The sequence below is a fragment of the Tenacibaculum bernardetii genome (genome assembly GCF_029125915.1).
GTDB classification, from domain to species: Bacteria; Bacteroidota; Bacteroidia; order Flavobacteriales; family Flavobacteriaceae; genus Polaribacter; species Polaribacter bernardetii.
Map to the genome: position 1 here is coordinate 202,791 of NZ_JAQJCU010000006.1, position 7,130 is coordinate 209,920.

A 7,130-nucleotide genomic window follows, 5' to 3' on the forward strand; every position below is an offset into this window, starting at 1 on the left:
GAAAAATGGAATTAAAAGATAAATTAACCACGTCGTACGTAGCTTTTGAAAATGGAGTGGATATCAATTCGGATATACACGATATTAGAACAAAAGCGCTACAGAATTTTGAAGAATTAGGTTTTCCTACTAAGAAATTAGAAGCTTGGAAATACACCTCTTTAAATGCTGTATTGAAACAAGACTATAGTATTTTTCCTACTTCGGAAAACGCTATAGAATTAGCAGATGTTAAGAAATATTTCATCCACGATATAGATACTTATAAAATTGTATTTATCGACGGAAAATATAGTTCTTTCTTATCTGAAACTACACATGATAAAATTGATGTTTGTTTAATGTCATCGGCATTAACAAAACCAAAATACAAAGCTGTTATTGAAAACTACTTCAATAAAATTGCAAAGCAAGATAATTTAACATCGTTAAATACTGCATTTGCAAAAGAGGGAGCTTACATTAACATTCCTAAGAATGTAGAAGTAGATAAACCAATTCAGGTTATCTATTTTACTACAGGTTCTGAAGAGGCTATCATGACACAACCTCGTAATTTAATTGTTGCAGAACAAAATGCACATGTTCAAATTATAGAGCGTCATCAAAGTTTAACTTCTAATTCGGTTTTAACAAATGCCGTAACAGAAGTGTATGCTGCAAAAGATGCAACGGTAGATATTTATAAGATTCAGAATGATGATGAAAATGCTTCTTTAGTAGATAATTCTTACATAGAGCAAAAATCAAATAGTATTGTTTCTGTGCATACTTTTTCTTTCGGAGGAAATATTACACGTAACAATCTAAACTTTTATCAAAGAGGAGAACATATCGATTCTATCTTAAAAGGAATTACTATTACTGAAGGAAAGCAACATGTAGATCACCATACATTGGTGCATCATATTGAGCCAAACTGTGAGTCTCATCAAGATTACAAAGGTATTTATAGTGACCGCTCTACAGCAGTTTTTAACGGAAAGGTAGTTGTTGAAAAAGAAGCTCAGAAAACAAATGCGTATCAACAAAACAACAACATTCTAATAAGCGATAAAGCAACCATCAACGCAAAACCTCAGTTAGAGATTTTTGCAGATGATGTAAAGTGTTCTCACGGTTGTACGATTGGTCAATTAGATGAAGATGCTTTATTTTATATGCAACAACGTGGAATTCCGAAGAAAGAAGCGAAAGCATTACTAATGTATGCCTTTGCAAATACGGTATTAGAAAGTGTAAAAATACCAGAAGTAAAGACACGAATTAACAAGTTAATCGCAAATAAATTAGGTGTAAATATAGGTTTTGATTTGTAAAACACTTATTTTCACACAAATAAAACAAAGGTCGTTCAATATTGAATGACCTTTGTTATTAAAAAAAAATGTTATTTGTAATGATTCATAAAAATATTCGTCAAAAATAGAGAAATGTAAAAACTATAAACAAATGAAAAAAACAATTACACTACTTGTTCTGTTATTTATTAGCGTTCAATCTTATTCACAAACCGATGTATTTAATGCCCTTTTAAAAACCTATGTAGATACTGAAGGAAATATCGATTATAAAGGCCTAAGAAAAAACAGAGCTTTACTAGATATCTACTTAAATCATTTAGAGAATCAAATTCCTGGTAGAAACTGGTCTCAGAATAAAGCAAAGGCTTTTTGGATGAATGCATACAATGCCTATACTATTAAACTAATATTAGACAGTTATCCTTTAAAAAAGATTACTGATATAAAAAGAAAAGGTAGAAATGCTTGGAAAATACCTTTTGCAGTAGTTGGTAAAGAAACCTACTCTTTAGATTATATAGAGCACAAAATACTACGTAGATGGCATAATGACCCTAGAGTTCATGTTGGAATAAATGCTGCCTCTAAATCTGGTCCTAGATTCCCTAACTACGCTTTTACTGCAAAGAATTTAAATAGTACGTTAGAGTTACTGATGAAGAACTTTATAAACGATACTTCTAAAAATAAAATAACAATTACTAAAATTGAGGTTTCTAAGATGTTTGAATGGTATAAAGGAGATTTTACAGAAAAAAACACTTTAATAGAGTATATAAATAAATATTCTACTGTAAAAGTAAATGATAACGCCGAGGTAACTTTCCTAGAATATGATTGGCATTTAAACGGCTTACAGTAACTTCTATATCTATCACTTAATCCCCCCAATCCCCTTTTTTTATCACCTGCTTATAATATTAATACCTAATTTATCGTTTTTAATATTCATAACTTTTTTTATTTCTCTTGATTTAGTTAATTCATCTACTAGCTTTTAAAAATATGATAATTCTTGAGTTAACCCATAACTCAATTTACCTACTATCTTTCATTTTTTTAATAATCTAGATCTAGATTTACTCAGGCAGGATTTAAGATCGCAACACATCTATAATTCTAATTTGTTCATAAGACTTTTTAATTCCTTTATTTTTATAATACCCTTTTAAAGAAAAAAGGTAAGCTTACAAGAAAAACAATAAACAAATATAGCCCTGATTAAAACGACATCCTTTTTCTGACTCATTTAAAGCGCTAAATATTACCAGTATTTACATAAAAACAAAAAAACTGGTAAAGACAAACAGAAAAAGATATAGTAGAAATCAGGAAACAGTTACAAACAAAAAACCCCATGCTTTCGCATAGGATTTTTATATTTATACGGCAACATTGTTACCTACATTTCTAATGCTTTCTTAATGTTATTACCCATTAATAATTCTTCTGGATTTTCTAACGCTTCTTTAACGGCTACTAAGAATCCAACAGATTCACGACCATCAATAACCCTATGATCATAAGATAACGCAACGTACATAATTGGCTGAATTACCACTTCACCATTAACAGCCATCGGACGATTAACAATATTGTGCATTCCTAAAATACCGCTTTGTGGTGGATTTAAAATTGGTGTAGATAACATTGATCCAAATACACCACCGTTTGTGATTGTAAATGTTCCACCTGTCATTTCATCAACAGTTATTTGTCCATCACGAGCACGTATAGCTAAACGCTTCACTTCGCTTTCAACACCTCTAAAAGATAAATCTTCGGCATTTCTAATTACAGGTACCATTAATCCTTTAGGACCAGAAACTGCAATAGAAATATCTTGAAAGTTATTTTTTATTTGATAATCTCCATCAATCATAGAGTTTACATCAGGGTACATTTCTAAAGCTCTAACAACTGCTAAAGTAAAGAAAGACATGAAACCTAATCCTACACCATGTTTTGCTTTAAAATCCTCTTTATACTGCTTACGTAAATCGAAAATTGGTTGCATGTTCACTTCGTTAAACGTAGTTAACATTGCCGTTTCGCTTTTAACAGCAACTAAACGTTGTGCTACTTTACGACGTAACATCGACATTTTTTTACGCTCTGTACCACGAGAACCATTTGTTGGTTGCGTTCCCATAGAAGGCACAGCATTTACGGCATCATCTTTTGTTACACGACCATCTTTTCCAGTTCCTTTTACCGAACCAGCATCGATTCCTTTCTCAGTTAAAACTTTCTTAGCTGCAGGAGAAGCAGTACCAGTTGCATAAGTTGCAGCTTTGGGTTCTTCTTTTTTAGGAGCCTCCTTTTTAGGAGCTTCTTCTTTTTTTGTTTCAGTAGACGATCCTCCTGCTGGTTTTTCAGCGCTCATGTCTATAAGACAAACAACCGCTCCAACCTCAACAGCATCACCTTCTTCTGCTTTTAAAGTGATAATTCCGCTTTCTTCCGCAGGCAATTCTAACGTTGCTTTGTCAGAATCTACTTCGGCGATAGGCTGATCTTTTTCAACATAATCACCATCTTCAACTAACCAAGTTGCTATTTCTACTTCTGTAATTGATTCTCCCGGAGAAGGAACTTTCATTTCTAAAACACTCATGTTTCTTTATTTTTATTCGGAAATATTTTATTTTTTTGGGCGTTCGAGCGGGCTTTTCACTATATCTTTTAATTTGACTACTTCTCGACTTCGCTCGAAGAAACAAATTAAAAGGATGTCGTTTCAATCCCTAACGCATATACTTTTTAGTAATTGATATTAATCAAAAACCATATCTAATACTCTTTGGTGACGACGTTTAAAACGTGCACTTGAACCTGCAGCTGGTGCCGAATGGTAATCTCTCGATGCACATTCTAACTTCGCTAATTCAAAACGTTCTAACATGTAACTCCAAGACCCCATATTTTTAGGTTCTTCTTGTGCCCAAACATAACGCTCTACATTTGGATATCTATCCATCACTTCTTTTATTTGCTCGTTGTGTAACGGAAATAATTGTTCTATCCTTACCAAAGCAATATCTTCTCTATCTAATTGTTCACGCTCTGCTAATAAATCATAGTAGAATTTACCTGAACAAAACACCATTTTTTTCACTTTAGCTGTATCAACAGTATCGTCAATTACCTCTTTAAAAGCACCGTTACCTAAATCTTCAATAGTATTTACTGCTTTTGGTAAACGCAACAAGCTTTTAGGTGTAAAAATAACCAATGGCTTTCTAAAATCACGCTTCATCTGACGACGTAATATGTGATATATATTTGCAGGTGTAGAGCAATTTGCAATCGTCCAATTATCTATTGCAGACGATTGTAAGAAACGCTCAATTCTACCTGATGAATGCTCTGGTCCTTGCCCTTCATATCCGTGAGGTAATAACATTACCAATCCGTTCTGCAATTTCCATTTATCTTCTGCTGAAGATATATATTGATCAAATACAATTTGTGCTCCGTTTGCAAAATCTCCAAACTGAGCTTCCCAAATAGTTAATGTATTTGGTGCTGCCATTGCATAACCATAATCGAAGCCTAAAACACCGTATTCAGATAAATGAGAATTAAAAATTGTCATTTCTCCTTTATTATTCGGATTTGTGTTTAATAAATTTACACGTTCTAAAGTTTCTTCATCTCGCATAATAGCATGACGGTGAGAGAAAGTTCCTCTTTCTACATCTTCTCCTGAAATACGAATATTAAATCCTTCTTCAAGTAAAGTTCCGTATGCTAAATTCTCTGCCGTACCCCAATCTAAAGTATTATCTTCAAAGACCATTTTTTCACGACCTTTTAAAATACGCTCTGCTTTACGAACAAACTTATGACCTTTAGGAGTATTAGAAATCACTTTAGCAATACCTTTTAATGCTTCAACCGGGTAGGTAGTATCTACCGGTTTTAACATATCTTGTAATTGCTTACGAACAAACCCTTCCCATACCGCTGGCATGAATTCTTGAATTTTAGAAGTTGAGTTCTTTTTAGATTCTGTAAACTCAGTTTCTAAATGCGCTTTAAAATCGTCCGTTATTTGCTGTACATACTCTGCTGAAACACTACCTTCTTTAATTAGTTTTTCTGTATAAATTTCTTTTGCATTTTTATGCTTAGAAATTGCTTTATATAATTTTGGCTGTGTAAAACGAGGTTCATCACCTTCGTTATGACCATATTTACGATATCCTAATAAATCAATATAAATGTCTTTTTTGAATTTCATTCGATATTCAACAGCCATTTCCATTGCATGACAAACAGCTTCTGCATCATCTGCATTTACATGTAATACTGGCGACAATGTTACTTTGGCTACATCTGTACAATAAGTACTAGAACGAGCATCTAAGTAATTCGTTGTAAAACCAACTTGATTATTTACTACAATATGAATTGTACCACCTGTTTTATAACCATTTAAGGTCATCATTTGCGCAATTTCATACACGATTCCCTGACCTGCAATTGCAGCATCACCGTGCACTAAAATTGGTAATATTTTACTGTCGTCTCCGTTATAATGTAAATCTACTTTTGCACGAACAATACCTTCTGCTACTGCTCCAACAGTTTCTAAATGTGATGGATTTGGAACCAAATTCATCTTCATTTTCTGTCCACCTTTGTATGCTTTACTTAAGGTTAACCCTAAGTGATACTTTACATCACCACCAATATCCTGATCTTCAAAGTCTTTACCTTCAAATTCGCTAAACAAATCACGAACAGGTTTTTTAAAGATATTTACTAACGTGTTTAAACGACCACGATGGGCCATTCCTAAAACACACTCTTCAACACCATATTTTTCAGCCGCATCACGAAGTGCAACACTTACTCCTGGTATTAAAGTTTCTCCACCTTCTACAGAAAAACGCTTTTGACCTACGTATTTTGTCTGTAAAAAACTTTCGAAAACTGAAGCTTGATTTAGTTTTGTAAGAATATATTTTTTTGATTCAACGCTGTAATTAGATTGATTATCATTTTTATTTAAACGACTTTGCCACCACTTTAATTCATCGGGGTTGCGTAAGTACATATATTCAACACCAATACTATCACAAAAAATAGCTTTTAGGTGTTTAATAATTTCCTCTAATGTTTTTGCTCCAATACCTAAAACGCCTCCTGCGTTAAAAACGGTAGATAAGTCTGATTGATTTAACCCGAAGTTCTCAACATCTAATGTCGGAGAATATTTTCTACGCTCACGAACTGGGTTTGTCTCTGTAAAAAGATGCCCTCTTGTTCGGTAACCGTTTATTAAATCAATTACTAAAAACTCTTTATGTACTTTCTCTGGGATTTCAACAGAAACTTCTTCATCAGTCAACGAATAATCTTCGTTTGCTAAATCGTATCCTTGAAAAAAACTCCTCCAACTTGGTTCTACTGCATCTGGGTTTTTTTGATACTGTTCGTATAAATCTCCTATAAAACTTGTATGTGCTGCGTTCAAGAACGAAAACTTGTCCATATATATTTACTATGCTTTTCTATCAATAAGAATAATGATGACAAAAATACAACTTTTACTAAAAACAAGACTTTTTTTTATGCTAAATTTCAGCCAAACAATTATACTAGAAAGGTAAACAAGCCTCCACACAAACCAATCCAAACCTAAAACAAACTACTGACAATCAGGTGTAAGCATTTTTTATTTTATTTTTTATCAAAAAATGTTTGCAAATATGAAAAAAGCCCTTAAATTTGCACTCGCTTTTAAAGCAAGTCCGCTTTAAATTCCTCCTTAGCTCAGTTGGTTAGAGCATCTGACTGTTAATCAGAGGGTCTTAG

The 7,130-nt window shown here is 32.9% G+C and carries 4 protein-coding genes; 2 read left to right on the forward strand and 2 right to left on the reverse strand.

The genetic code is table 11. The features are described from left to right. The first annotated feature begins 5 nt into the window (after nucleotides 1-5). Both sufD and P2G10_RS07270 read left to right on the forward strand, forming a co-directional pair. The gene (sufD, locus tag P2G10_RS07265) at nucleotides 6-1,319 is read left to right on the forward strand and encodes a Fe-S cluster assembly protein SufD (protein ID WP_275315905.1); all 1,314 of its coding nucleotides are present in this window, start codon (nucleotides 6-8) and stop codon (nucleotides 1,317-1,319) included. A 133-nt stretch (nucleotides 1,320-1,452) separates the two neighbouring features. Beyond that, nucleotides 1,453-2,166, forward strand: coding sequence for a DUF547 domain-containing protein (locus P2G10_RS07270; protein WP_275315906.1), 714 nt, complete (start codon nucleotides 1,453-1,455; stop codon nucleotides 2,164-2,166). Between the two features lie 540 nt (nucleotides 2,167-2,706). On the opposite strand, the gene odhB is transcribed toward P2G10_RS07270, so the two are convergent. Together odhB and P2G10_RS07280 are read right to left on the reverse strand one after the other, a co-directional pair. Continuing rightward, nucleotides 2,707-3,921, reverse strand: a complete 1,215-nt coding sequence (gene odhB, locus P2G10_RS07275) for a 2-oxoglutarate dehydrogenase complex dihydrolipoyllysine-residue succinyltransferase (protein ID WP_275315907.1) — start codon at nucleotides 3,919-3,921, stop codon at nucleotides 2,707-2,709. 159 nt (nucleotides 3,922-4,080) lie between these two features. Then, nucleotides 4,081-6,807, reverse strand: coding sequence for a 2-oxoglutarate dehydrogenase E1 component (locus tag P2G10_RS07280; RefSeq protein WP_275315908.1), 2,727 nt, complete (start codon nucleotides 6,805-6,807; stop codon nucleotides 4,081-4,083). Between the last annotated feature and the right edge of the window lie 323 nt (nucleotides 6,808-7,130).

Excerpts from the sequence above, each read along its gene's own strand:
- odhB (WP_275315907.1), bottom strand. The coding sequence starts at position 3,921 with ATGAGTGTTTTAGAAATGAAAGTTCCTTCTCCGGGAGAATCAATTACA.
- P2G10_RS07270 (WP_275315906.1), top strand. The coding sequence starts at position 1,453 with ATGAAAAAAACAATTACACTACTTGTTCTGTTATTTATTAGCGTTCAA.
- sufD (WP_275315905.1), top strand. The coding sequence starts at position 6 with ATGGAATTAAAAGATAAATTAACCACGTCGTACGTAGCTTTTGAAAAT.
- P2G10_RS07280 (WP_275315908.1), bottom strand. The coding sequence starts at position 6,807 with ATGGACAAGTTTTCGTTCTTGAACGCAGCACATACAAGTTTTATAGGA.